Annotated in this window: 23 protein-coding genes and 1 pseudogene; 17 read left to right on the top strand and 7 right to left on the bottom strand. The window is 32.6% G+C overall.

Annotation, left to right across the window (positions count from 1 at the left end):
• Positions 1–106: 106 nt before the first annotated feature.
• Positions 107–739 (bottom strand): lysozyme family protein, encoded by a 633-nt coding sequence (locus tag NSS97_RS17415; protein WP_044438774.1) that lies wholly within the window; start codon positions 737–739, stop codon positions 107–109.
• 1,440 nt (positions 740–2,179) lie between these two features.
• Here NSS97_RS17415 and NSS97_RS17410 point away from each other — a divergent pair.
• Positions 2,180–2,374 carry a hypothetical protein gene (locus tag NSS97_RS17410; RefSeq protein ID WP_033732005.1) on the top strand — a complete coding sequence of 65 codons (195 nt, stop codon included), beginning with the start codon at positions 2,180–2,182 and terminating at the stop codon, positions 2,372–2,374.
• Positions 2,375–2,542: 168 nt separating this feature from the next.
• On the opposite strand, the gene NSS97_RS17405 is transcribed toward NSS97_RS17410, so the two are convergent.
• A complete protein-coding gene (locus NSS97_RS17405; protein WP_107887980.1) occupies positions 2,543–3,799 on the bottom strand; it encodes an ATP-binding protein in 1,257 nt (418 codons plus the stop codon).
• A gap of 1,031 nt (positions 3,800–4,830) precedes the next feature.
• On the opposite strand from NSS97_RS17405, the gene NSS97_RS17400 reads away from it, so the two are divergent.
• Complete coding sequence (locus NSS97_RS17400; RefSeq protein WP_044438770.1) at positions 4,831–8,100, top strand: VaFE repeat-containing surface-anchored protein; 3,270 nt, start codon at positions 4,831–4,833, stop codon at positions 8,098–8,100.
• 513 nt (positions 8,101–8,613) lie between these two features.
• Here NSS97_RS17400 and NSS97_RS17395 read toward each other — a convergent pair.
• Complete coding sequence (locus NSS97_RS17395; protein ID WP_044438768.1) at positions 8,614–8,868, bottom strand: SunI/YnzG family protein; 255 nt, start codon at positions 8,866–8,868, stop codon at positions 8,614–8,616.
• A 244-nt stretch (positions 8,869–9,112) separates the two neighbouring features.
• On the opposite strand from NSS97_RS17395, the gene NSS97_RS17390 reads away from it, so the two are divergent.
• The 5 genes and pseudogenes from NSS97_RS17390 (at position 9,113) to NSS97_RS17370 (ending at position 13,377) form a co-directional block, all read left to right on the top strand.
• Positions 9,113–9,856 carry a M15 family metallopeptidase gene (locus NSS97_RS17390; protein WP_033709884.1) on the top strand — a complete coding sequence of 248 codons (744 nt, stop codon included), beginning with the start codon at positions 9,113–9,115 and terminating at the stop codon, positions 9,854–9,856.
• Between the two features lie 1,609 nt (positions 9,857–11,465).
• A complete protein-coding gene (locus NSS97_RS17385) occupies positions 11,466–11,651 on the top strand; it encodes a hypothetical protein (protein ID WP_002137396.1) in 186 nt (61 codons plus the stop codon).
• Between the two features lie 237 nt (positions 11,652–11,888).
• On the top strand, positions 11,889–12,077 hold the full coding sequence (locus tag NSS97_RS17380; protein ID WP_002137395.1) for a hypothetical protein: 189 nt from the start codon (positions 11,889–11,891) through the stop codon (positions 12,075–12,077).
• Positions 12,078–12,361: 284 nt separating this feature from the next.
• Positions 12,362–12,946, top strand: coding sequence for a recombinase family protein (locus NSS97_RS17375; RefSeq protein ID WP_107887982.1), 585 nt, complete (start codon positions 12,362–12,364; stop codon positions 12,944–12,946).
• 61 nt (positions 12,947–13,007) lie between these two features.
• Positions 13,008–13,377, top strand: a pseudogene (locus tag NSS97_RS17370) (hypothetical protein).
• 68 nt (positions 13,378–13,445) lie between these two features.
• Here NSS97_RS17370 and NSS97_RS17365 read toward each other — a convergent pair.
• Positions 13,446–13,652, bottom strand: a complete 207-nt coding sequence (locus NSS97_RS17365) for a hypothetical protein (RefSeq protein ID WP_044438759.1) — start codon at positions 13,650–13,652, stop codon at positions 13,446–13,448.
• A 530-nt stretch (positions 13,653–14,182) separates the two neighbouring features.
• Here NSS97_RS17365 and sigI point away from each other — a divergent pair.
• The 3 genes from sigI (at position 14,183) to NSS97_RS17350 (ending at position 16,673) form a co-directional block, all read left to right on the top strand.
• Positions 14,183–14,905 carry an RNA polymerase sigma factor SigI gene (gene sigI, locus NSS97_RS17360; RefSeq protein WP_002128341.1) on the top strand — a complete coding sequence of 241 codons (723 nt, stop codon included), beginning with the start codon at positions 14,183–14,185 and terminating at the stop codon, positions 14,903–14,905.
• Positions 14,898–16,226 (top strand): anti-sigma factor domain-containing protein, encoded by a 1,329-nt coding sequence (locus tag NSS97_RS17355; RefSeq protein WP_341113609.1) that lies wholly within the window; start codon positions 14,898–14,900, stop codon positions 16,224–16,226. Before sigI ends, NSS97_RS17355 begins: the two co-directional genes overlap by 8 nt.
• A 180-nt stretch (positions 16,227–16,406) precedes the next feature.
• A complete protein-coding gene (locus tag NSS97_RS17350; RefSeq protein WP_002167922.1) occupies positions 16,407–16,673 on the top strand; it encodes an ArsR/SmtB family transcription factor in 267 nt (88 codons plus the stop codon).
• 160 nt (positions 16,674–16,833) lie between these two features.
• Here NSS97_RS17350 and NSS97_RS17345 read toward each other — a convergent pair whose 3' ends face one another.
• The gene (locus NSS97_RS17345) at positions 16,834–18,036 is read right to left on the bottom strand and encodes an ankyrin repeat domain-containing protein (RefSeq protein WP_044443245.1); all 1,203 of its coding nucleotides are present in this window, start codon (positions 18,034–18,036) and stop codon (positions 16,834–16,836) included.
• A 355-nt stretch (positions 18,037–18,391) separates the two neighbouring features.
• Between NSS97_RS17345 and NSS97_RS17340 the strand changes: the two genes are divergently transcribed.
• Entirely contained in the window at positions 18,392–19,192 is an 801-nt protein-coding gene (locus NSS97_RS17340) for a hypothetical protein (protein WP_044443246.1), read from the top strand.
• Positions 19,193–19,384: 192 nt separating this feature from the next.
• On the opposite strand, the gene NSS97_RS17335 is transcribed toward NSS97_RS17340, so the two are convergent.
• A complete protein-coding gene (locus tag NSS97_RS17335; RefSeq protein WP_002167925.1) occupies positions 19,385–19,708 on the bottom strand; it encodes a winged helix-turn-helix transcriptional regulator in 324 nt (107 codons plus the stop codon).
• Positions 19,709–19,832: 124 nt separating this feature from the next.
• Between NSS97_RS17335 and NSS97_RS17330 the strand changes: the two genes are divergently transcribed.
• The 6 genes from NSS97_RS17330 to NSS97_RS17305 all read left to right on the top strand — a co-directional run bounded on the left by NSS97_RS17330 (position 19,833) and on the right by NSS97_RS17305 (position 25,173).
• Positions 19,833–20,366 (top strand): NAD(P)H-dependent oxidoreductase, encoded by a 534-nt coding sequence (locus NSS97_RS17330; RefSeq protein WP_012261316.1) that lies wholly within the window; start codon positions 19,833–19,835, stop codon positions 20,364–20,366.
• A gap of 211 nt (positions 20,367–20,577) precedes the next feature.
• Positions 20,578–22,080, top strand: a complete 1,503-nt coding sequence (locus tag NSS97_RS17325; protein ID WP_044443249.1) for a class I adenylate-forming enzyme family protein — start codon at positions 20,578–20,580, stop codon at positions 22,078–22,080.
• A 144-nt stretch (positions 22,081–22,224) separates the two neighbouring features.
• Positions 22,225–22,788, top strand: coding sequence for a GNAT family N-acetyltransferase (locus tag NSS97_RS17320; RefSeq protein WP_002142553.1), 564 nt, complete (start codon positions 22,225–22,227; stop codon positions 22,786–22,788).
• The gene (locus NSS97_RS17315; protein WP_088039858.1) at positions 22,785–23,489 is read left to right on the top strand and encodes an SDR family NAD(P)-dependent oxidoreductase; all 705 of its coding nucleotides are present in this window, start codon (positions 22,785–22,787) and stop codon (positions 23,487–23,489) included. Before NSS97_RS17320 ends, NSS97_RS17315 begins: the two co-directional genes overlap by 4 nt.
• Positions 23,486–24,262, top strand: a complete 777-nt coding sequence (locus tag NSS97_RS17310) for a GNAT family N-acetyltransferase (RefSeq protein WP_131929406.1) — start codon at positions 23,486–23,488, stop codon at positions 24,260–24,262. The genes NSS97_RS17315 and NSS97_RS17310 overlap by 4 nt, the downstream gene beginning before the upstream one ends.
• Positions 24,263–24,273: 11 nt before the next feature.
• Positions 24,274–25,173, top strand: a complete 900-nt coding sequence (locus tag NSS97_RS17305) for a PhzF family phenazine biosynthesis isomerase (protein ID WP_044443256.1) — start codon at positions 24,274–24,276, stop codon at positions 25,171–25,173.
• Between the two features lie 35 nt (positions 25,174–25,208).
• On the opposite strand, the gene NSS97_RS17300 is transcribed toward NSS97_RS17305, so the two are convergent.
• Complete coding sequence (locus NSS97_RS17300) at positions 25,209–25,418, bottom strand: hypothetical protein (RefSeq protein WP_341113605.1); 210 nt, start codon at positions 25,416–25,418, stop codon at positions 25,209–25,211.
• Positions 25,419–25,477: the final 59 nt, after the last annotated feature.

Genomic DNA, 25,477 nt, shown 5'->3' with positions numbered 1-25,477 from the left:
GATACGATAGTTGTATATATACATTTAGATGGTAAGAGTGGATAAAAGTTGATGAAAAACCATATAAAAGTAAATGGAAAACTCCTTCAAACAAATATATACAATTTTAATTTTTTTGGAGGCGCTCTTCAATAAGTTTTGCTTTTTCATTCACTTTTGTTGTATATGTGAAATCACCGTAACAATATGGATATCTAAAATTTTGTTTATTTCCACCACAAGTGTATGTAGCTGGATTCTGATCAACTTTCAATTTAGAAAACTGTTTAGCTGTATCTTCCGAGTGTTGTTTAGCTTCTTGATTGGCAATAAAATCAATATAGCCTGGCCCCATATTATAGCTTTGAATAATTGCATCCATGCTAACACCTTTTTCTTCTCCATATCTATACATTTGAACGAAGTGCCTTACCCCTTGTTTAATGCTCAAGTTTATCTCTTGGATTTCATTTGGCTTTAATCCAAGTGATTCGGAAGATTGCATAGGGTCGTTGCCCTCACCCCTACTCTCGTGGTACATAATTCCTAGTAAAATTGCTGTTTTTTCTCCCAAATTATATTTTTCTAATTCTTTTTTCATGATGGGCTCATATTGCAATAAACGTTCCTCGGTAGCAAACGCTTTATTTTTTTGAGTATTGGTTTTGTCATTAAAATATAGTATCCCGATTATTGTTCCTAACCCTAAAATACTAATAAAGAATAATATAATAGTTTGTACTTTTCTCTTATTCTTCAAATATTACTCCTCCTTTTACAAGAAACCCTATTTTCAATGGTGGCTGGTTATTAAAAAAATTCAATAATTCTCTATTTCCCAGCTTTTTTAGACTCGAAAATTTTTTTCTAAATGCTAAGTTTAATAGAAAAATTTAAAGATAAGATAAAGATAAAATAAAGTCCATTTTTTAGGGTATCCATTATGTGTTCTAAAGGCTCCAGATTCAAGAGATATATTATCTACATAACCCATAAGAGAGAAGGAGGTAAGCAAAATATCACTTGAAACAGATATAATTCTTTCTTTATTAGATATAAAACTGTGGATGGCCCATCATTCGGAAATTAGTCGCTTAAAAATAAAAAAAAAATTAAAATCAGAACCGTACCTCAATAAGTCTTCAAGTGTTAATAAAAGAAAGCTATATAAGGTGAGGGAATAAAGATTCAACACCAATGATTATCAATAATTGAAGTGCTAATGATTATAATAAAAAGAACCTTCAATAGGCTCTTTTTTATAGTTGGTAAATATGTTATCAACAATAGATGGTAATAAAGATAGAAATTTAGACACTTTTTATTAATGGGCTAAGTTTTCTTAGGAAGAAATCTATTTCTCATGACTGATCGCTAGATATAACAGGATATATCATTTATTAATTTGGGTGGGTGATTTAGCTTTTTGAGTTTACCATACTAAAATTTAAATTTTGTTTAGGGACAAAATGTTAAAGTGTTACATTCTGAATTAACAGAAAATTAAGGTGGTAAAAATCCTATTAAATCTTTTATCAGGTAACTCATATTTCTTTGGCCTTATTTTCATGGTATTACCGAACGTTTATATGTCTCTAAGGGAAAGAAATACTTTAAGTTTTATTATCATCTAATGTTTGATTAAGATGGTAACATGAAAATAAAACGTTTACAACTAGAAAATAAAGAAAAAATATAAAAATTCGACTTTTTTCGACATTACGACTATGAGAGAAAGAATCTAAATTAAGTAAATCTTATATTTAGAGGGGATATTTACCTTATACATAACGGTTAAAACATTTGCAAATGTTTCACGAGTAATTAAAAACGTCGAATATAAAATTATATTGTGACAATTTTAAACGAACATACTTTATAATTCATACTTAGACTAATAAATTAATTACTAATAAATTAAATACGCTATATTTAATAGAGTATAATACGGAATATTTAACTTTAATATTCCAAATTATATATAATTATGAATCATTTAACATATTTGTTGCGGGAAATTTTGACATAAGATATTTTAAATATTAAGCACAGAAACATTTCAAAGAAAAAGAGCTATTTTAAAATGTACCCTAAAAACGTTTTTCCTAAAAGTAGTAAGATTTTGCAAAACGTTTCTGTGCCTAATTAGATGAAAATAATATGATAAATTGTTTAAAAGAGATAAAAATAAGTTGCTTTTATGGAGAAATATACATCCCATACTATTAGAATTATGTCAAATTGTAGTTTGCAAATTACATTTCAAAGTATAAAAGGGGCATTTATTGCAGCTCGAATATCTATTACTGATTTATTGCATAAAAAAGTAGCTGCACAAAAGTACAGCTACTTTTTTCTTGAAAACATTATTATGCAAATAGCATACTTAACGTAAACTTGCGCTTAACGGTACTTGTGAATAAATTGTGAAATTGCTACTCTATGTTTCTAACTAACATTTTTGCACCAGAACCATATAAAAAGAGGACGAATAGTTACGTCTTCTTTTTATATGGTTATATTAGCTACAAAATAATATCATTTAAATAAATCTTCTATTATATTAGCAGGGGATAGTGATAGAAAAGTGTGTTCCTTTTCCTAGTTCACTTTCTATCTCTATATCTCCGTTTAATTCTTTAATAATACTGTACGCAATCATAGTACCAAGCCCAGTACCTTTTTCTGTTGTTGAATAAAATGGCAAGGCAATACGTTTTATTTGTTGGGAAGACATTCCTATTCCTGTATCAATAATATCAATTACAATATTATCTTTTATTTTTTGTATATTTATTTGTAATACGCCACCATTTTTCATAGCCTCAATTCCATTTTGTATGATGTTGGTTAGACATATTTTTAATTTTTCAGTATTAGCATTTATGTAAAGGGAATCTGTTGTAATATGCTGTTTTATTTCAACATTATATGAAAGAGCGAGTGGTGAAATATTATCTTTCACTTGATTTAATATGTAATTAATATCTAGTTCCTCTTTTATAATGTTTTGTGGTTTGGTTAAAGATAAATAGTTATTAATAGTAGATTGTATTTGCTGCATTTCAAGTAACATAATTTCTAAGTACTTATCTTGAGACATCTTAGCACTCTCATCTTCATTTAGTAATTGAGTGAATCCACGTACCGTGGTCAGTGGATTATGAATTTCATGCGCGATCGATGCAGCTAGTTCGCTAGCTATATAAAATTTTTCTGCTCTTTGCATTCTTTCTTTTATTTTATATTTCTCGATCATTCCTTCTATTAAATAAACTGATAATAATACTGTGAAAATATTTATGATTATATAATTGAATAAAAATTCAATTAGAGTAGAGTCAATTTTACCACCTGTATTTATTTGCGTTACAATACCGCAGATAGAAAGGGAAGTTGTACATATCAAAATAAGTAGAATACTTAATAATATCTTCTTTTCCTTGAAATAAGTAGGTGACAAGTAACGAAACATGATTGTAATAACAGAAATAGTAGTAAAGATAATAAATGATGGGAAGACTCCGCTTCCACCTAAGTAAAATCTATAAGAAAGATATAAAACTCCAATACAAATAATGCTCTTTGTATTTCCATATAGAAAAACTAATACAATGGGAATAAAACGTAAATCATAAATGAACCCAGCGTGTAAATGAAAAGGAAAAGTCATACAAAAAATAATTGCAATGGAGGAAAGTACAGAAATTAATATATTATTACATGCCATTTTTTCTTTATGTTCTAGCCAAAATACTTGGTAACTAAGGATACAAATAATAATAATAAATGTATTTAATAATAGTGTAGGAATTCCCATAGTTTATACCTCTCTGAGAGTTTGTAAGTAGGATTATGTATGTGTTTAATCTAGGTGTTTGATTTTATTAGATTTTCTATCTTTAAAAAAGAAAAGGAAGGGCACTTGAAAAAGTGCTTTTTTACCATTTATATTAAAATCGATGAGGAAGATAGAAATAAAAAGTTACTTTTACTTATGAACAAAAAAATTGAAAGTAGCCCTTGTATAGGTAAAAGATGAAGCAAATTACTGAAATAGTTACGTTTCTCTGGAGTGAATATTCCGAAAAAACATTGTGTATGGCGAAATCCATTTTATAACCTTCGCAATATTAACATGCAACTTATTAAATTACAAAGAAAAAATTAAAAATTATTATTTTTTTGTTATTTTAATTTATTTAAAAACGTAAAAGTATTCAAGAGGTTACCATTGAGATGCTAGGGTACTTAGACCAATATTCGAACTTAGTAATAACGTTGTTACTTTTTTACTAATATTCTTAATACTAATTTTAGTATAATTAATTGATTGAAAGTTCTAATAATTATTTACGTACCCCTTTTTTTTATATCATTTTATATTAAATACAATGATATTTATTGTCACATAATAATGCAAATTTCCAGTAAACTAATAGAAAAAATCCTATAAAAACATAATTTACTATCTTTTATATAAACATTGCAGGTGTAAATGCAATAAAATTTCATTATTAATACATATATTCAATCTGAAAATATTTGTTTACATATTAAAATATCTTTGTAGTGGTCCTTCATGCCAAGAATCGTTTCCGTACTCCAACTACCGTTATTCTAGTATTTTACCAAGTTTCTTATTTTGTTAAGGTATCCTAATATTGTTACTTTTGTGAAATGGAATGTTTTAATATTATAATTTATAGTGGTTGTTGAGAAAATAAATAATTTGTAAAAATAATATAATATTTGTAACTTTATGTCTTATAATATGAAAAATCTTCGTTGTGATTATTTTAAATATTTGAATAATACATCGGGTTCATTTTATCTAGGGAGGTTTTAAAATTGGGGAGAAGAGTTGTTAAAAGAGTTTTTGCATTATTATCAGTACTAGCATTATTCTTTAATGTGTTTCTACCGGAGGCAAATGCGGAGGTTATGACGCATGAAAAGTATTCAATGAACTGGAGTTATAGCAACAGTTTAGGTAAGTACATTCGAACTGAAATTATTAAAAATTCAAGCGGTCAAATTGCTTATTGTTTAACTCTTGGCTTAAAATCACCAAATGGTGAAGATCTTCCTGAAATGGGGAAAACAGATAATGTAGTATATAGGGTTCTATTAAATGGTTTCCCACAAAAAAGTATAGAACAACTGGGAGTAGCTAATAAGAATGAAGCACATTATGCAACTCAGCTTGCGGTTTGGAATGCATTAGGTCAACTTGATGTAAATGAATTAAAGCATGAAAATAAAAATGTTGAAAAAGCGGCTAAGACAATTATTAATGCTGCAAATACAAGTGAAGATACTCAAGATATTTTTATGAATGTGATTCCTGCTGAAAAGCAAAAGGCAGAATTAAAGGGTGAGTTTTTTGAAACAAACCTATACACAGTACAAACAAATGCTAAGAGTGGTTCTTATAAAGTAGTAGCGAAAAATGCACCTAATGGAGTTAAAATTGTTAGTGAAAATGGAGAAGTGAAAGATCAGCTTTCACTTGGGGAAAAATTCCGTATCCAAATTCCTAAAGATATAAAAACAGGTGAATTTAATCTAAGTGTTGCTGCAAATTTAACTAAAGTTCAAGCAATTGCTTATCGCGGTACTGATACTGTTCAGAATGCTACAGTGCTACTAGAAAGAAATGAGGAAAAGCTTAGTAGTGACCTTGCAGTAAATTGGGAAGCTGCTGGTTCTTTAAAAATTAAAAAGGTTGGGGAAAATGGAGAAATATTAGCTGGTGCAGTATTTGAAGTCTTTAATGCAAATAATGAATCAGTTGGAAAAATCACGACGGGTGCTGATGGTACTGCAGAATTAAATAACCTACCAATTGGTACTTACACAGTAAAAGAAATTAAAGCACCAACAGGTTATGTTTCAGGTGATAAACCACAAACTATTGAAGTTAAGACAGGGGAAATAGGAGCTGTTCAAGTAGTAAACAACAAAGTAAAAGGTAACATCGAAATAAAAAAACTTAGTGATTCAAGTAAGATGTTACCTAATGTTGAATTCACGGTCTTTACTGAAGATGGAAAAGAAGTGAAAAAAGTAGTAACAAAAGAAAATGGAATTGCAAATGTTGATGGTCTTACGTATGGTAAATATTATTTCTTAGAGACAAAAACACCTAATGGATATATTGGAAATAAAACAAAGTATCCTTTTGAAATTAAAGAGCACAATAAAACACTTACTTTTACAGTGGAAAATACAGAAGTGAAAGGTAGTGTGAAATTACTAAAAGTAGATAATGAAGATATCAGTAAAAAATTAGAAGGTGCAGTATTCGAGATAAAAGATGCAAGCGGGAAAGTAATTGGGGAATATAAGACAGATAAAAATGGTGAAGTTAACGTCAAAGATTTAGCGTATGGTAAATATTCATTTGTAGAAAAGGCTTCCCCAAACGGTTACGTTCTTGTTAAAGAACCAATTGTGTTCGAAATAAAGGAACATGGAAAAATTATTGAGTTATTGGCAGTTAATCATCTTATCAAAGGTGATTTAGAAATTACAAAGATAGATGTAGCTGATGGAAACAACAAGCTTCCAAATGCAGAATTCACTATTTATAATGAAGCAGGGAAAGAAGTAGTAAAAGGAAAAACAGACGATAAAGGTATCGCTAAATTTGAAAAGTTACCATTTGGAAAATACACATATAAAGAAACTGTTGCACCAAAAGGTTATGTATTGAATGAAGAAACGTTCTCTTTTGAGATCAAAGAGAATGGTCAAATTATTAAACATATTGTCAAAGATGAAAAGATTCCTTCAATAAAAACAACAGCTACTGATAAAACAGATGGTACAAAAGAAATGCACACTTCTAAGTCTGTAACAATCCAAGATAAAGTGGAATACAAAGACCTACAAGTAGGTAAAGAGTACACTTTAAAAGGTAAATTAATGGATAAAGAAACTAATAAACCATTAGTTGTAAATGGTAAAGAAGTAACTGCTGAAACGAAGTTTACACCAAAAGAAGCAGCTGGTTCTATTTCATTAGATTTCACTTTTGATGCAACTGGTTTAGAAGAAAAAGAAGTAGTAGTATTCGAAGAGTTACTGAAAGACGGAAAAGTTGTTACGACACATGCTGATATCAATGATAAAGGTCAAACAGTTAAGTTCGTTAAGCCATCAGTAAAAACAACTGCTACAAACAAAGCTGATGGAGGAAAAGAGATTCATTCAAAGGATTCTATCACAATCCAGGATAAAGTGGAGTACACTAACTTAGTTGTTGGTAAAGAGTACACTGTAAAAGGAAAATTAATGAACAAAGCTATTAACGAACCATTATTAATTGATGGTAAAGAAGTAACAGCTGAGACTAAATTTATTGCAAAAGAAAAGAATGGTTTTGTAACATTAGATTTTACTTTCGTTGGTGCTGAACAGCAAGGAAGAGAAGTAGTTGTGTTTGAAGACTTATTGCATGAAGGGCAAGTAATTGCAACTCACGCTGACATTAACGATGTAGGTCAAACAGTTCGATTTGTAGAGCCTTCAATTAAAACGACAGCTACAAATAAAGCTGATGGTTCTAAAGAGTTAGACGCTTCTAAAACTGTAACAATCCAAGATAAAGTGGAATACAAAGACTTAATCGTGGGTAAAGAGTACGTAGTAAAAGGCAAACTAATGGATAAAGCAACAAAAAAACCATTATTAGTTGATGGTAAAGAAGTAACAGTAGAATCTAAGTTTACTGCAAAAGAGAAAAATGGTTCTATCACATTAGATTTCACATTTAATGCTTCTGCATTACAAGGTAAAGAAGTGGTAGTGTTTGAAGAATTGTATCAAGATAATGTCTTGGTAGCTATACACGTTGACATCGAAGATAAGGGTCAAACGGTGAAATTTAAAGAAGTAAAACCGGAGCAACCAAAACCAGAACAGCCGCATCAAGATAAAAATACTCCAACATCAGAGCAACCTAAAGAGCAACCACAACCTAAGAAAGAAATTCAATCTAAAATTGGATGGTTACCGCAAACAGGCGCTGACCTTACAAGTTGGATCTCTATGGCTGCAGGTGCATTATTGTTAATTGTTGGTGGAGTGATTTTCCTAAAACGTAAAAATGCATAAAAATTAAAAAATAAGCACATCTGTTTTTTTACAAGATGTGCTTATTTTTATGTTAATAATTTAGTCCTATTTACAGTATTTTAATCTATTTGATTATTTTTGAGTTGTTGTAATAATTCCCTGTTTTCTTTTCCTTAGCTTCCAAAGTGTCTGCTTCTAAATTCACTGTGAGACAAAATCCCTTAGCTATTTCAAAAGGTCTCATAGAGAACTGGGGGATATAATGCTCTTTTTTTACAAACTGTGTTTTTTCTGCCGTGATAAAGCAACAAATCCTTTCCTGCTATCATTATAGAGATAATTTTATCAAAAAAAGAGAGCGTTATCTCTTCAATTTAGATAAATGGGGCACAAAGTAGTATGGTGTGACAGAAGTGGCTTTGGCCTTACTGAAATGTTAAAGGGAATTTTCATTCATATAGATTGTTTTAAAAAAGGTGCGAAGTCAATTCTATGACTTTGCACCTTTTTATTTCACTTGAACTTTGTTTAAGCGCGTTTATCTACTCATTGTTACGCGTGAATTGCGTTTAAAATCGACACTTTATTCGTAGTAAATAATACATAATTTTGTTTTACAGTTCTAATTAATATACGATCAGTTGTCCCATATGCTGTTCCGATACGGATTGCACTTGGTTCTTCAACACCCGCATAGGTAGCCTCTTCGGTAACCTCAATCACATCACGTAATGGAATCGTGACCTCCGCAAATTGCCATGAAATAATTAACTCTTCTTTTGTTTTTTTGACATCAATACCTAGCATTATACCAAGACCTTTCTATAATAGAATGCTACACTTTTTATCTTATTATACAAATTTTTAGATTATTTTTCTACATGTATGAATAGAGCTGATATTTTAAGGGTGCCAAAAGAAAGGGAAGATATACTATCAATCTATTAAGGAATACGTTATGAAGAAAAGTTCACAGGGAATTAATATGGATTTGATATGGTTGAAGTATGATGAATGAGTAACAGTAGGAGTTGCAGGAAGGAAATGAATGATGAGACTTAAATTAGTAGGAACCTTAACTTGTATAGTAGTAATGTTAGGTATCTTTATCATTTACACCAATATATCTATTGGTAAAGAACCATATAAGACAAACCATGAAACTAGTGAAAACTCCATAAATAAAGAAAAAAATAGTAAGCAAAATGGGACCTCAAATAAGATAGCAAGTTCCTTTGCTAGTATACAGGCTGTAGTAAATAAGGAATATGGTTTACCCGAAGACTATATGCCAGAGGATTTAGTTGTACCAAATGTACCGTTCTCATTTAGTGGAACGGTAGAAAAGAGTCATCTTCGTAAAGAAGCAGCGGAAGCGTTAGAAAAACTATTCCTTTTAGCTAAGCAAGATGGGATCCAGTTGAATGCTGTTTCAGGATTTCGTTCCTATGAGTATCAAAAAGGTCTGTATGCCAACAATGTTAAAAAGAAAGGGCAAGAGCATACGGATCGCTTCTCTGCAAAGCCAGGGCATAGCGAACATCAAACAGGGTTAACGATGGATGTTTCTTCTAAAAGTGCGAACAATGAACTAGAGCTATCCTTTGCTAATACGAAGGAAGGAAAATGGCTGAAAGAAAACGCGCATCGTGCAGGGTTTATCATTCGTTATCCTAAGGGGAAGGAAAGTATTACGGGTTATGCATATGAACCTTGGCATATTCGCTATGTAGGAGATATTGCTGAAAATATATATAAGGAAAAACTGACTTTAGAAGAATATATGAATCTGTGAAAATAGAATTGAAGAGTTAAACTGTATTCATTGTTTATGAATGCTACTTTTTCTATTGAAAAGCCTAATTTCTCAATGTTTTGTAGAGAAATTAGTTTTTTTTCATCACTTCATTAGAGTTTTTTAGGCTTCGTTCGTTGGTATACTTCACACAAGATTATAAAGGAAATAGAACTTACTGAAGATAACATATGAATGTTTTATAAATGTATCAAAAAAGTGAACAAAATCGTTATTTTGCACAACAAGGTAGTCAGCGTAATGAAATAACTGCTTGTAAAAAAAGAAGCCCTATAGGAAATATTACAGGGCTTCACCAAGTTGAGTTATGTCGTATTCACAAGGGATTTTAACATGATATTTGTGTTGAATAAACTGGTAAATGTGTCCAAGTAATTTGGAGCTATTTTATAAAAAAAGAGAAGCGCTTAATCAGGACGCTCCTCTTAATGCCAATACACAATAACTATCCCATTATACTGTATAAGCGTAAAATATTTAACAATTACCTTCATGGTAAATATTTCATTTTGTCTTAGTACCTTTAAATCACGAAAAAAGGTTCCGCTGTTTCCAACAGAACCTTTCCTAAAATGGCAAAGAGTAACTCTTACCTTACTCTTTGTTCATATACTACAGGAGTTTTAATGAAAATCCAAGGCTCCTTATATTGAGAAATAAAGAAGAATCATTATAAAAAATTTTATCTTTTTTCATAAATAAAAGAGCAGCTAGCAAAAACTAACTGCTCAATACAAGGAGATACAGAGAAAACTAAATGGATTTTGGCATACAGCCTATCAACATTATGGACATAATATTGATTTTTATTCGAAGGAATTCATGTTTTACAAATCAGATTATGATAGTCGATATTCTCCATATTGACCAGAAAAGAACCAAGAATTCTAGTGGAATTCCAAGTGTTCTTTTCCTAGTTTTTTGAAATTCTTTTACTAAATAGCCAACAGCGCTAATTGCTATAAGAATGAAAAGAATAAGTTCTAGTGTAACTGGCATTTGATCTACTCCTAATCTTTTAATTTAATTTAGTATATAAAGATTATAAGATATTTTTTTGTGGTTAGTGGTGAGAAATTAAACAAAATCATCTCTTTACGAAAAAAGGTCCTGTTGTCTCCAACAGAACCTCTCCTAAAATGGCAAAGAGTAACTCTTACCTTACTCTTTGTTCATATACTACAGGAGTTTTAATGAAAATCCAAGGCTCCTTATATTGAGAAATAAAGAAGAATCATTCTAAAGAATCTTATCTTTGTTATAAATATAAGAGCAGTTAGCAAAAACTAACTGCTCATCTCCAAGGGGGAACAAGGAGAAAAATCTAATGTCATCTATATTATTGACGGAATATTGAGTTTTACTCATAAAAAACTACGTTTAACTTAATGCATAACCCACAATCAAAGTTAGTGTTAAAAACACTGATAATAACAATGTTAGTAAGACTGTTGCTACACTCCTAAGCATCGCAATCCAATTATTCATCTTAGAAAATCCTATAATGCCAGCAAAAAAAGTTCCTATTGTTAAAATAGGAAGAATCTAATTATTTGGTTCACATTTTAATCCAAGGGGTACAAATTCGATGCGACGTGAAAAGGATTTGTTGAAACAATGGAAGGCGGATTTGCAAGCTATTCAAGAAGAAAAAAGGCTGGAGAAGAAGGCTAAGAATAAGAAATATAGTATTCCTGGTAATACAGCTGACTTCATGAATGGAAAGAATACTTATCGTAAAGAGAATGGGGTATGGAAGCAAAGAAATAAATAATGTGAGGATAAATGAGTTTGATTAAGTGTATAGCAATTTTCGTAGGCACTGCCGTGATCTGGGTGGCGTCTTGTTTGCTGTTAAGGAAAGATAAGGGGTAAAATAGATTTGAAACTTAAAGATTAGATAATAACATTATTACTTTAAAATGCAGAAAGTAGACTAGTAAACAAGCTGTTTTTGTTTTTTAGCATAGAATATGATGAATCCTAGAGTTAAGAGGAGGTAATTATATTTATGGGATGTAATTGTAATTTCAGACGTTCCCGAGATTGTGATAGATTTTGGGATGATTTAATGTTCTGCAGACGCAGAGATTGTGATGACCGTCGTTGTAGACGTGACCGCGACTGTGATTGTGATGAATGTCGTCGTAAACGTAATCATGATCGTGACTGTGATTGTGATAAGCGTCGAGAATGGTAAATTCCTATTGGAGAGTGCTTTGAAGAAAAGCGCTCTTTTTATGGATTTTCTGGTCTGATTTCTTGTTAAGGAAAGATAACAAAACAAATGAACACAGCGAATGAAAATAAAGAATGAAACGTCCGCTATGGGTGTACTTATTTAGAATTGCATACGTTCATAATTTAGACATATGTAAAATACTTATCTTATTTTACAACTCTCTTCATGTTCGGTTTACATGTACGGAAATTAAATGCTGTTATTAAGCTATAGTTAATTTACAGACAAAGGGGAGAAATAGAATGATTCTTGGATATGCTCGTGTATCGACACAAGATCAGAACTTAGCAAGGCAACTCAAACAATTGAGTGATTATGGATGTGATTATGTGTTTGAAGAAAAAGTTAGCGGGGCTACAACAGACAGACCTGAGTTATTACGTATGTTAGACAATCTGCGTGAAGGTGATGTAATTGTAGTAACTGAATTAGCACGTATTACCAGAAGTACACAAGACTTATTTAAACTTATAGAAACAATTAAAGAAAAAGGCGCTTCTATTAAGTCGTTAAAAGACAATTGGCTTGATACTACAAGCGATAATCCATACAGCACTTTCCTACTCACTGTAATGGCTGGTGTTAATCAGTTAGAACGTGACCTAATTCGAATGCGGCAACGAGAAGGTATTGAACTAGCTAAAGAGCGTGGTGTTTATAAAGGGCGCCCTAAGAAGTACGATGATGATAATCCTAATATGGAACATGCTTTAGATCTGCTTGCAAACCGAAAGGAAAACAAGCTTACAGTAAAGAAGATATGTGAAGTTACAGGTGTAAGCCGCACGGTTCTTTATGAGAGAGCAAAAGAAAAGGGAGTTATGTAGATTTTAAAGCAGCGAATCCGCTGCTTTTTTATTTTATCAAATAAATTGTTTTTGAGTAGAAATGAAAATAGGGGTTTGCCTTAAACATTTATTATTAATCAAGAATATGAGTATAGAAACAGGCTTAAATTTTGTAATGGTGGAGGGGATTGTTGTGGACATAACTCAAAGTGTGGTAAGAATAGTGGTTAATGGGAAAGACCTTCCGTTCACTTCAGTTCAAACCTCTGCATGGAATCATGGACCTGTAAATGATTTAATCGTTTCGAAGAATCAGAGAGTGAATGAGCTTTATCAATTCATGTGGTCACAAGTACCAGTTACGATCTCGGTGTATTTTCTTCAAGGGGCGAACTTAATGAGATTCGCTAGGATCGCTGGAATTAATGAACGTGTAACGGGAGAATATATATCATTTCATTTGGGGATAAGAAGAATTCAAAGTAGCTTAACAGCTGCTTTTTTATTTTGCATAGAAAAAGGAACCATAATAGGCTCCTTAATTTGATTCAGAAGTTGTGTAGTTTTTCTTGAGGATATCTTTTATGTTGATAATTAAGGATATAAGGAATCCAGCAGCTAGGATACCGTTTACCCAGTAATATGTATTCCCGGATGTAAATTTATTATAAAAGGAATCGATATTATAATACACTAAGCCTGCTGAAATGACGGTAGAGATTACTAACGTACCAAAACTTTTCATGACGCTGCCCTCCGATTCTGAAATTTTAGACTTTTAATACAATTATACATTTAAATAAAAAGGTTTACAAAGGAATTACCATAAGGAGGAGTTATAACGAGTTTCTTCCAATTGATGGTTTTTATTTTTGAAAAAATAACTATTTTATAAAAAATATTTTTTTGACCCCCATAAAATTATTTGTTCCTTCGAATATATATAAGTAGAAGAAAACAGTAGAAGAAAACAAATGAAAGAAAAAGCTAAAATTACCAAAAATATAGCGAAGAGTTATTCAAAGATTGCAGCTAAAATAGAAAAGAGCAAGAAGAACAAGTGGTATTGCAAAAGAAAACAAGAAAGTAATACAAAATACAGACTTCACTTTAGTACAAGTGGAAAAAATAGTCATATAAAAAGTCGGCCTCGAAAAATATGAGCACCAGCAAGAAGACAAGCCCAAAGAAAAGTACTAAGAAAATGTGGTTAAATGGTCACTTGTTTAGTGGCCATTTTGCTATTTGAAGCAGAAGGAGGCAGGGAGATTACTAGTGTTGAGTTTAGTAATGAAAATCTTAAAAAAAACGAAAATAGAAGATATCGTATTTAACATACAAAACAACGGAGGAGATAAGGAAGCTTTTATCGTACAGTATCAGCCGTTTATTAGAAAATCAATCTCGTCTGTCTGCCGCAGGTACATTACAGAACAGGATGATGAATATAGTATTGGATTGTTTGCGTTTAACGAAGCAATTGAACAGTATTCATATAAAAAAGGAAAATCTTTTCTAGCGTTTGCTGATCTTCTTATAAAAAGAGATGTAATTGACTATATACGCAAGGAGTCTAAGCATAATCTTGTCTTTTTAAAAGAAGATAAGCAAGAGGAAATATTAGAAATACAAGTATCGCTTACGGAGTATATGAAAGAGATGGAAAATAGTAACCGTAAAGAGGAAATTCTTCATTTTCAAAGTGTGCTAGCTGAGTTTAAAATCACATTTTCAGAGCTTGCTAAGGAATCCCCTAAGCATCGTGATACGCGTGAGCACTTAATAGAAATTGTAAAGATTATTATAAAAGACGAGAAAATGATGGAAGAGCTGTTCCGAAAGAAAAAGTTACCCCTTAAACATATTGAACCACGTGTTAGGGTAAGTCGTAAAACGTTGGAGCGACATCGAAAATACATTATTGCGATGTGTATTATCTTTGCAAACAACTATACATATATTCTGGATTATATAAGAGGGGAGAAGCATGATGAATAAAGGAATTGTGATGGATATAAAGAAACATAACGTAGTTGTTTTAACTCCAAATGGAGAGTTTATTACGTTTAAAAGAAAAGTACACTCTTACATGATTGGAGAGGAAATCTCGTTTAACGAACAAGAGCAAAGAGCACCGCGTTTTTCAATGCCACCTTTCTTAAAGCCTACAACAGTAATTGTTGCTGGTTTTCTATGCGTATTGCTGTTTTTCTACAATCAACCAGAAGAAAAAGTGTTTGCTTATGTCTCAGTTGATATAAATCCAAGTTTAGAGGCGAGCGTAACGGAAGATCTTCGTGTTATAGATTTGCGGGCTTGTAATGATGACGGAAGGCGTATTTTAAAAGAAATGAAAGGGTGGGAAAATAAGCATCTGCAAGATGTGATACGCACTATTATAAAGCAGAGTCAAGAGGATAAGTACTTAACGAATGATAAGCAAGTTATGCTAACAGCTGTTGCAAAGGACAAGTCGCTAGAACCACAGTTGGAAAAGGTTATGCAGGAATTAAAGAAAGAGTATGAGATAAAACATATTACAGTTGAATATCAAAGCAGTACGATGCAAATGCGGGAGGATGCCAAGAAAGCAGGGGTTGGAACGGGCGTTTATATAAAACAAGAGAATGAGAAGCAAAAATCGCTTACTCCACCTGCACCTCCGTCTAATCAAGAACAACAAAAGTCATCTTCTGATGCATCATCGGACGCATCTCCTGTAAAAGAAGAAAGCAACGAGAAGAAAGAGCATATAGAACAAAAGCAATCTAATGAACAACAACCGAAGCAAATAAAAGAAAATAATGGGAATCAGCAAGAGAACAACGGAAGAGGATCACAAGGAAATAATGGAAATGGGCAAGGAAACAACGGCAGAGGGTCACAAGGAAATAATGGAAATGGGCAAGGAAACAACGGAAGAGAGTCACAAGGAAATAATGGAAATGGGCAAGGAAACAACGGAAGAGGGTCCCAAGGGAATAATGGAAACCAGCAAGGGAACAACGGAAGAGAATCGCAAGGGAATAATGGGCATCAGCAAGGGAACAACGGAAGAGAATCGCAAGGGAATAATGGGCATCAGCAAGAGAATAACGGAAGAGAATCGCAAGGGAATAATGGGCATCAGCAAGAGAATAACGGAAGAGAATCGCAAGGGAATAATGGGAATGGTCAAGGAAACAACGGAAGAGAATCGCAAGGGAATAATGGGAATGGGCAAGGGAATAACGGAAGAGAATCGCAAGGGAACAACGGAAGAGAATCACAAGGAAATAATGGGAATCAGCAAGAGAACAACGGTAGAGGGTCTCAGTAAGGAAAGCTCCTACCACATAATATCGAGTGAAAGAAAAATCTATAGAATATTGAACAGAGGGATTCCTTCCATCTGAAGGAATTTCTTAATATTTTTTAAAATGACGGACATAAAATCGTATATCCTTTCGAATTATATATATGGATATCATTAATAGTTATATAAAAGGGGAGAAAAAATATGAAAGAAATGTATGAAGAAATCACTGAAGTATTAAAGGTATTGGCGCATCCTGTCCGTTTATCATTAGTAAAGATAATGCTTGCAAAAGGTCCTATTAACGTAACGACAATGTATGAAACATTACAAATGCCTCAAAGTACAATTAGTCAACATTTATCTAAACTAAAAGCTACAAAGGTCGTTACAGGTACTCGGAAAGGGTTAGAAATTTATTATGAGGTAACTGACAATCGCACAAAATCAATATTAGCATGTTTAGTTTAAATGCTGACTTCTATTTCAAAATAAAAAGTGCTATTCTTTCCTACGTATTTACAGAGAGAATAGCGTTTTTTACTTTTAAGGAGTATTTTTTTTATTAGTTTGATAGTGATATGGTATTAACTCTAAAATATAAAAATGTTGCTTTCGTTTTCATTCTTTCTCATAAGTTTGAACTCAAAAGGTCGACTATCTCATCGTATCCAAGGCGTTTAGCGGTTTCTATGGGGGTTTCTATTAATTTTTGATTCTTTGGCATACTGTATAATGTTGCTTTCGCATGTAAGTTCGGTTGATGATGTAGTAACACTCGAACCACTTCAATAAAGCCTCGTTCACATGCACTATGTAACGGTGTAACCTTTCCTTGTCCTGTACTATGGATATTAGCTCCATTTTCTAACAACAGCGCTACCATCTCTGGTTTATTGCGGTCGCAAGCAAGACTTAATGCACTCCTTTTGTATTCCTCTAGTAATTCCATATCAATACTGTTGTCTATTAAAACCTTTGCTGCTTCAAGATTGTTATCATCCACTGCGTAGTGGAGAGCTGAACTTTTTCTGCTTGTCACCGCATTTATATTTGTAATACGCTCTAAAATATAATGAACAATTTCTTGATTACCAGACTTACTAATTAAATGAAGAGGAGTGACTTTTCCGACCATTATTTCATTTGCATTTTCACCTCTAGAAATTAAGTATTTAATAATTTCTACGTTACCTTTTCCGCATGCTAGGGAAAAAGGTGTTTCTCCATGATATTTAATCTTCAGATTTGCTCCTGCTTCCACTAGTAATGTAACTATATCAATGTTGTCATTTAAACAAGCAATGTGAAGTGGCGTTTTTCTATCAGGTCCTTTTTTATTTAATGCAGATAATTTAATGTTTACTAACTTTTCTTTAACTGTTTCTATGTCATTCCTCATACACGCGTAGTTTAACGTTTTCTTAAAACTTTCTGCTTTAATAGCGCTTTGTAGTTGTGATTTACCAAAATCAGAGGTTGGTTCAATATGATAATGGCTGTATGCAAGCAAAAGTAGTGCAGAACTGCACTCTAAAGTAGGATTTAAATCATCATAATAATCAACTTCATATAAACCATTTGTTTTGACAGTTAAAACAAATGCAGTCCAGTTCGATTTCCCAGTATGACGTACTCTTTGAATATTGTCCATAATTTCATTAGATGGAAGCCCTTCTGAGCCATGTTCAAATACTTCCATAGATTCATAATGAAAGTAACTATATGTCGTGACAACCCCATTGTAAAATGCAAATAACATCGATTTTTCAGCTGTATTGGGTATATGCTTTAACATGATTTCGACAAGTGTTTCTATATATTGATTCTTCAATGATTTCACCTCTATTAATATTTGAACGGGTGACGTTATAATTATTTGGAATTTCTAACATACTAATAATCTTGAACATCACTTTACGTAATTTCAAAAAAAATTGACTTTTACATATATTATAACATTTCATCTTAGTTTGTTGGTAAAAGGCTTTTATGTTCGCTAAGTTATCTGTTCTTTATGTACAAATTTTATGAAAACTCAATTGACAGCAACAAAATTTGTTTAGTTGATAATTATGAAGAGTAACAAATAACCTAGGTAGAGAAACTCATACTTTTGGATAGAGAGCATTCTATGTTTTTGATATATTAATAGTTAGAGAACAGAAGTAAGGGGTGAAGATATAGAAATGGAATTATTTGATTACTATAAGCGAAAAGGGAAGTTTAAGCTGTTAATTGGAGCGGGTATTTTTATTCTCGCTTTATGCACTGTATATGACGATTGGGGATATATTAATTGGGGGCAGATTGTCTTTTTTGTTATCGCTTCTTCTATCTTTTTTGGAATTGGATTTTGGCAGTTAAGAAAAGGGAATTTGATACAAAAGAATACGGTGAAAAGTAATATGACGTTTTGGGATGTGGAGACTTTTGTCGTATTAGAATTACCTAAGCGGAACAAGCAATATGGTTTATATCATCCTGATGGCGGATATGTTGCAGGAACAAAGATAGTTTCATCTAACCTTCTTTTTTCAGTAATACCTTTTTTACATAATAAAGATGTATATGCATTAGAAACGAGTAGCGGGAAAATTCTAGCATATTTTCATACTGAAGTGGACGGATATGATTGGGTAATCTATGATTCGAATTATAATCAGATTGGTATGTTTAAAGAAAAAATGATACAAGGATTTACTATGATACGTGGTACTTTGCTGACTGATAAGGCTACAAAATTGTCCGATATAGAAGTAGAGTTTGATTTTATTCAAAGTACTCTTAGTACAATAGATGGGCGTATATTAGCAATCGGTAAGCAAGGATATATGCCTATAGAATGGAGTGAAAGGTTCATGGGCTTAAATGTACCTACTATTACATTAGGTTCTAATGCGTCTAATAATGAAAAAATTCTCAGTTTAGGGGTGCTCCTTTATAGCTTACATACAATTGAAATTCGAAAAAATAGGGCGAGCGTTTAATGAGGGGGAGCAGTGTTTATATGCGAAACTTTATAGGAATTTCATTTTTCTAATTATATCTTTTTAGATTGATGGATGTGGGGTCACGTCCATCAATCTAAGAAAACAAGTTAGCCTAAAGAAAATAAAAATAAACTTTATAAAAACACGAAATATGAACGTAGAGGATTAAACAAAATTTATAGTACTTTTCTAGTCATGTAATCTTTTCATTTGATGGTCTTTTCCCCATTCAAATAGTTCATCCATAATTTGCATTAAAGATTTTCCATGTTCGCTTATTGTGTACTCAACCTTTGGTGGTACTTCTTGATATACAGTACGATGGATAATCCCATCAGCCTCAAGTTGCCGAAGTTGCTGTGTGAGAACTTTTTGTGTAATGTTTGGAATTTCTCGTTTTATTTCATTTGTTCGCATTTTTCCATCCGCCAAAACACATAAAATATGAATTTTCCATTTTCCACCGATCACGTCGAGTGTCGTTGCGATTGGGCAATTATCATTTTGATTCATATAACACCTCCAAAGGTACTTTAAGGTTCCTATAGCACTTTAAAGTACGTACTTTTCAATTATATGTGACTCATTCATACTAATACTAAAGCGTTTGAATTATTTATAAGGGGGAAGAAAATATATGAAAACACTTGTAATTGTAGCACATCCTGATATTGAAAAGTCTCGAATTAATAAAAGATGGGTAGAAGAACTTGAGAAATATCCAGATGAAATAACGGTGCATGAATTATATAAAGTGGCACCAAATTGGGAATTTAATATTGAAGAAGAACAAAAGCTGTTAGTAGAGCACGACCGATATATATTCCAATTTCCACTCTACTGGTATAGCTCACCACCATTATTAAAAAAATGGTTCGATGATGTATTAACATATGGATTTGCCTACGGATCAAAAGGGGATAAAGTGAAGGGGAAAGAATTTGGTTTAGCTATTTCTATGGGTGGCTTAGAAAAAGACTATAAAAATAGCGGAATTACAATGGATGAATTAACGAAACCATTCCACGCTACAAGCTTATATACAGGAATGGAATTTATACCATCATTTTATTTATATGGTGCGGAATATGAAATCAGTGATGAAGAGATTGACAAAAGTGCACCTGAGTATGTGAAATATGTGATGAATAAGGAGTTTTCTAATATATAAGGAGAAATAGCCATTTACTTGTTAAGTAGATGGCTATTTTTGTTTATCCCGCATTAACCGTCCGTAAGGTGTGGACTAATAATCAGTGGGGATGAACACCCCACATCGACTAAAGATTCACTTCATTTAAATTCACTAAGTTTAATCTTTAGTAAATTAATAATTAATCTGGTAAAATAAAAACCCTAACATATATAAAGGGGAGTTTTACTTGAGAACGATGCGACAATTATTACAAAAAAGAGCAATGCAGTCACCAAATTTGGAAGCGCTTATCGGTGGAGAGAAAAGGTATTCGTTTCAGCAGTATAATGAACGAGTAAATCAGCTTGCACATTATTTGTTACATACCGGTGTGAAAAGAGGGGATCGTATAGGAATTCTATGCAAAAATAATCATCCGTTTCCAAGCGTTATGATGGCAAGCTTAAAAATTGGAGCGGTATTTATTCCGCTTAATCATCAGCTTACTGCTTATGAATTAGAATCGATTGTAAAAGAAGCGAGATTAAAAGTATTAGTTATTGATGATGAATTTAGTGAAGTTGTATTAAAGATTAATGGAGTTAAAGAAATTCCTTATGTAATTGAGACGACAAAAGAAGGATTTGGCTCATTTGAATTAAAATTAAAGGAACAGCCAATAACAGATCCGAATGTGGAAGTTCATGAAGATGATGATGCCATTTACTTATTTACTTCAGGAACGACTGGACAGGCAAAAGCATGTGTAATTGGTCATAAAAACTTACATCATTATTTTACTGAAATTGCGGGACAAAGAGAAATTCCAGCAGGTGAACGCTTTTTATCAGTGCACCCATTGTTTCATATGAGTGGCGTGCTTTCTATTTTAAATTGTATTTATCATGGCGTTACGATGGTCTTTTTAGCTGATTCGAACCCTACTCTTATTTGGGATAAGATTGAAGAAGAGAAAATTACTACGATGCTTGCGTTCCCAGCTGTTTATAGTTACATGCTTGATGAATTAGATAAAAAAGAGCGCAACATTTCGGCCTTTAAAGTAGCGCAAAGTGGTGGTACAAAAATGCCAGAAACACTCATTCAAAAATATATGGAAAAAGGCATTTATATGGTGCAAGGTTATGGGAGTACAGAAGGTTGGGTAGTAACTTCTTGGCATCCAAATATGGGAAAAGAAAAAATGTCTTCTGTAGGGAAAACTTTGAAACATGTAGAGCTGAAAATTGTTCATCCAGAAACAGGTGATGAACTAACAACAAATGAAGTTGGAGAGATTCACGTGAAAAGCCCGTACATGTTTAAAGGATATTGGAATAATGAAGAGGCAACAAAGAAGGTAGTAAAAGATAATTGGTTTAACATGGGTGATGCCGGTATGATAGATGATGATGGATTTCTACATATTATGGGAAGATATAAAGACGTTATCGTACGCGGTGGTGACAACGTATATCCAGATCAAGTAGAAGATGTTATTCATGAAATAAACGGTGTTTTAGAAGTTGCAGTAGTTGGGATTCCAAATGACTTTTGGGGGGAGGTTCCAACAGCTTACATTGTAAAGGACATTCAAACGTCTTTAACAGAAGAAGAGATTATTCAGCATTGTAAAGAAAAACTAGCAAGCTATAAAATACCAGAAGTTGTATTTATGGACGAATTACCGAAAAACGCTTTAGGGAAAGTGTTGAAGAGGGAATTAAGGGATGTTTTTCTTGTAAAATAAAAGGTTATTAAATAATGAAGAATCCAGTTATGTATAAACCATAACTGGATTTTTGTTTATAAAAAACATAATAATTTACTAGATTTTGTATTTTGCGTAAGATGATAAAGAATATTCAATTAATAATTAAAGGAAGAGATATAAATGAAGCTGCCACTATTACAAGTAGAGACAGAGAGACTGATTATCCGTCCATTTCAAAAAGAGGATTATGAAAGTTGGTTAGATGGATTCAATAAGAGGTTACCATCTCAATATAAATACGATGATGGCTATCATGACATGTCGTCTTCAACGAAAGAATGGTTTACGGAATGGATAAGAGGATTTGATGAGGCGGCACGACGGGATGAAATGTATGTGTTAGGTATTTTTCAGAAAGAAGATGGCGCCAATATTGGAAAGCTAGAACTTATAAAAATTTTACGTATGGACTATCAATGGGCAATGATGGGTTACTCTATTCATAATCAACATTGGAAAAATGGATACGGAGTAGAAAGTGTAAAAGCTGCGCTGCCATTATTTTTTAATGGCCTTCAATTTCATAGAATCGAATTACATATACATATCGATAATAAGCCATCCATTCGTCTTGCAGAAAGAGCTGGTTTTTCATTTGAATGTACGAGAGAGGCATTTTCTATGGGGAATGGTAAGTGGGCAGATTTTCTTATTTATTATAAAAATAAGGAGATGGATATATGAGGGTACTTATTACAGGTGGAAATCGTGGATTAGGGTTACAGCTAGTGAAAGTGTTTCATGAAAATGGACATATTGTTTATCCGCTAGTTAGAACTGAGGTTGCGGTAACGCAATTGAAGAAAATGTTTAGTTCTAGATGTTTTCCTATATTAGCAGACTTATCGATTGATGAGAGTACGGAGCAAATTAAGAACCAGCTGGAGGAATATACAAAGTATATTGATCTAGTTATAAATAACGCTGGAATTACTGGTAAGGAAACCGAGATTTTACGTACAAATTCTGAAGAGTTAATGGAACTATTTAATGTTCATTGCTTAGGAGTTATTCGAGCTGTAAAAGGTACATATGTGGCTTTAACTAAGTCGAATCAACCAAGAATAATAAATGTATCCTCTCGTTTAGGTTCATTGCATAAAATGGCGAACAAAGAGTTTCCACAAGGTAAGTTCTCATATTCATATCGGATCGCAAAAGCCGCACAAAATATGTTAACGCTCTGCTTACAACAAGAGTTTGAGAATAAAGGAATTCGTGTAACCGCAATTCACCCTGGAAAATTAAAGACTGACATTGGTGCCTTTGATGCGAATATGACTCCGGCTGAAGGAGCACAAAATATATATGATTGGGTAATAGATTCAAATGAGAAGGTTTCAGGGAAGTTTATTGAGCCGGGTGTAGGTGAAATAAAGTGGTGAAGTACGATCTTACAGTTGTTCAAAATTTATTTGGTCCTTCGAGAAAAGTATTAAATGGTTTACCAAATGCAGTAACGATTGAAGAAATAGAAGAAGATGTTTTTTATAGCGCACAAACTTACAAAGAAAAGGTAAGTAGATTTGAAGAAGTTTGTTTTAACTGGGAGTTAAGAAGAGCGAGTATTGTATTAAACAAAAGGTTTAGTAGTTATAACGCAAGTGTAAAAGTGTTACTTGATGAGGGCTTTGATTTGTACGCGGCAAAGATAGAAGTGTGTAGAGAGTTGAACAATATAGAGGCGCTTGAAAAACAATATACATATCGCTCGATAGAAGAAGGGACATTATCGGAAAGAGAATTCACATGCATTTGGGAGCAATGTATGTTGGAATCAGGAAATCGACCGTCAATTCTGAATGTCGATGAACATCTGCATTCAGTGCAAACAGAGTTAGGTAAAGGTTGGGAAAAGTCATGCATTGTTTTTTATGATAAAAATGAGCCGATTGGTTTGTCCATACCGCATATAGAGCCTGGAACAGAAAGTGAAGGACGATTATTTTACTTTGGGGTAATGCCTTATTATCGCGGGAAAGGAATTGCTTCCCAACTGCATCTTCAATCTTTACATATGTTAAAGGAAATGGGGGCTACTTATTACATCGGAAGCACACATACTTCAAATGAAAAGATGCAGAGGATATTTTGGAGAAATAATTGTGTGATAAAAACGGAGATAGAGAGTTATTATAAATTGTTTAAAAAGGGTTAGGAGATAGATAAATGAAGAACATAAACGTATTTCATTACGACGCATTTACGAATAAACCAAATATGGGAAATCCAGCAGGTGTTGTACTAGAGGCGGATGGATTAACGGAAGAGGAAATGCAGCGTATTGCTGAAAAAGTTGGATTTAACGAAACAGCTTTCGTTCTTTCTTCAGAAGTAGCAGACATAAGAATTCGCTATTTTACACCTGGGCATGAAAATGATTTATGTGGTCATGCGACAGTAGGGACAATATATGCACTTCATAAAAGAGGAATATTGGGAGGGAAACATAATTTAACGATTGAAACGAAGGCGGGGGTTTTACCAATACATATAGGTACGAATGAAAATGGGGAAACTTTTATTAAAATGAGACAAGCAATACCTAAGTTTCAAAGTTTTGCAGGTTCCAAAGAGGCATTAGCTCACATTATTGGTCTTGAAGTGAATGATTTAGATGAAAATTTACCGATTGTATATGGAAATACTGGTATTTGGACTTTAATTGTACCTATTAAAAAAATTGATGCATGTGAAAGAATGAAACCTAATAATAATGAATTTCCATCTGTACTAAAAGAAATGCCAAAGGTTGCGATTCATCCACTTTGCTTAGAGACATATGATGCAGAAGCAAAAATGCACGGTCGTCATTTTTCATCACCTTATTCTGGAACGATTGAAGATCCAGTGACAGGAACAGCTTCAGGTGTAATGGGAGCGTATTATGCGACGTACTTGGAGAAAGATTTTGACCATGAACTGGAGTTAATCGTTGAGCAAGGACAGGAAATAAATAAAGATGGTCGTGTAATGGTTTATGTAACGAAAGATGTAGAAAATGATAACTTACAAATTGATATTGCGGGAACAGCGGTGTATGTAAAAGAGTTTGAAATTTCAATATAAAAGAATGAAGCCCAGTATATAACCTGGACTTCTTCTTACCTGTTCAACACTTCAATATAAGAAGCATCCCCAGCTGTTCTAATAGTAGAGTGGAAATTATTGTTTTCTAACGTTTCAGCAACTTGTTTTAATTGCTGTGCATCATCGTGATGAATGAGTAAACTATCTGCACCACTTTCTTCTATATGAATATGCTCAACATTTCCAATCGCTTCATGTATAGCTTTTAAAAATTCAGGTTTCATATTGTCCTCCTATATGTATGTAACGTCGTTAAATAGTATTTCCTTATTTTTGAAATATA

It is taken from the genome of Bacillus sp. FSL R12-0074, assembly GCF_038005725.1.
Taxonomy (GTDB): Bacteria; Bacillota; Bacilli; order Bacillales; family Bacillaceae_G; genus Bacillus_A; species Bacillus_A mycoides.
This window is presented reverse-complemented; position numbering and strand designations above follow the sequence as displayed.

What these genes read in the sequence shown, in the direction of transcription:
- NSS97_RS17410 (WP_033732005.1), top strand. Translation starts at nt 2,180, where the DNA reads ATGGAGAAATATACATCCCATACTATTAGAATTATGTCAAATTGTAGT.
- NSS97_RS17405 (WP_107887980.1), bottom strand. Translation starts at nt 3,799, where the DNA reads ATGGGAATTCCTACACTATTATTAAATACATTTATTATTATTATTTGT.
- NSS97_RS17395 (WP_044438768.1), bottom strand. Translation starts at nt 8,868, where the DNA reads ATGCTAGGTATTGATGTCAAAAAAACAAAAGAAGAGTTAATTATTTCA.
- NSS97_RS17390 (WP_033709884.1), top strand. Translation starts at nt 9,113, where the DNA reads ATGAGACTTAAATTAGTAGGAACCTTAACTTGTATAGTAGTAATGTTA.
- NSS97_RS17385 (WP_002137396.1), top strand. Translation starts at nt 11,466, where the DNA reads ATGCGACGTGAAAAGGATTTGTTGAAACAATGGAAGGCGGATTTGCAA.
- NSS97_RS17380 (WP_002137395.1), top strand. Translation starts at nt 11,889, where the DNA reads ATGGGATGTAATTGTAATTTCAGACGTTCCCGAGATTGTGATAGATTT.
- NSS97_RS17375 (WP_107887982.1), top strand. Translation starts at nt 12,362, where the DNA reads ATGATTCTTGGATATGCTCGTGTATCGACACAAGATCAGAACTTAGCA.
- NSS97_RS17365 (WP_044438759.1), bottom strand. Translation starts at nt 13,652, where the DNA reads ATGAAAAGTTTTGGTACGTTAGTAATCTCTACCGTCATTTCAGCAGGC.
- NSS97_RS17355 (WP_341113609.1), top strand. Translation starts at nt 14,898, where the DNA reads ATGAATAAAGGAATTGTGATGGATATAAAGAAACATAACGTAGTTGTT.
- NSS97_RS17350 (WP_002167922.1), top strand. Translation starts at nt 16,407, where the DNA reads ATGAAAGAAATGTATGAAGAAATCACTGAAGTATTAAAGGTATTGGCG.
- NSS97_RS17340 (WP_044443246.1), top strand. Translation starts at nt 18,392, where the DNA reads ATGGAATTATTTGATTACTATAAGCGAAAAGGGAAGTTTAAGCTGTTA.
- NSS97_RS17335 (WP_002167925.1), bottom strand. Translation starts at nt 19,708, where the DNA reads ATGAATCAAAATGATAATTGCCCAATCGCAACGACACTCGACGTGATC.
- NSS97_RS17330 (WP_012261316.1), top strand. Translation starts at nt 19,833, where the DNA reads ATGAAAACACTTGTAATTGTAGCACATCCTGATATTGAAAAGTCTCGA.
- NSS97_RS17320 (WP_002142553.1), top strand. Translation starts at nt 22,225, where the DNA reads ATGAAGCTGCCACTATTACAAGTAGAGACAGAGAGACTGATTATCCGT.
- NSS97_RS17315 (WP_088039858.1), top strand. Translation starts at nt 22,785, where the DNA reads ATGAGGGTACTTATTACAGGTGGAAATCGTGGATTAGGGTTACAGCTA.
- NSS97_RS17305 (WP_044443256.1), top strand. Translation starts at nt 24,274, where the DNA reads ATGAAGAACATAAACGTATTTCATTACGACGCATTTACGAATAAACCA.
- NSS97_RS17300 (WP_341113605.1), bottom strand. Translation starts at nt 25,418, where the DNA reads ATGAAACCTGAATTTTTAAAAGCTATACATGAAGCGATTGGAAATGTT.